Below are 587 nucleotides of genomic sequence, written 5' to 3' on the forward strand. Positions count from 1 at the left end.
GTTGAGGCTGGCAATGCAGCAAGTAATGCAGCTTTCGGGTGCCCAAGCGCGGCTGTCGCTGACGCTTTTGCTGAACGAAGTCGGCAACTTTCTGGTCCAGAACGAGACGAGCAGCATCGGCGCGATTGCGTTTGTAGTAAGCCTGTCGGCTTATCCCCATGAACTGGCAAGCCCTGCTGATACTCAGGTTTTGGACTCGCTTTTGCGCGAGGACTTGCCGGGACGCTTTTTTATGACAGAAAGGCCGTAGTCATTCTTCAAGACATCCACGACAGCTTCGAAAAACTGCGCTTTCTGATTGGACAGAGCTAGCTGCTCTTCAAGCTCTTTGATGCGTTGCTCTGGCGTTAATGGTCGGTTTTTGTCGGGCATAGACCCCATCCTCGGCGAGCCAATGTATGTGCCTGGGCTCCAATCTTGCCGACCGTGCTTGCGTAACCACGTCAGAACGGTCGTTTTGCCTTGAATCCCGTAGCGCTCCTGAGCCTCTTTATAACTCAGCTCGCCTTTTTCGACCTGGTCGACGACCGACAATTTAAAAGTCAGCGTGTAGTCTCGCTGACTACGCCTTTTTGCTGATTCCATTA

1 pseudogene is annotated in these 587 nt (G+C 52.6%); it reads right to left on the bottom strand.

The annotated features are described in order from the left end of the window. Positions 1-585 (bottom strand): annotated as a pseudogene (locus tag AC1RJ3_RS29640) (transposase family protein); the annotation flags it as partial. Positions 586-587: the final 2 nt, after the last annotated feature.

The organism is Pseudomonas sp. GW822-FHT04C11 (assembly GCF_058800905.1).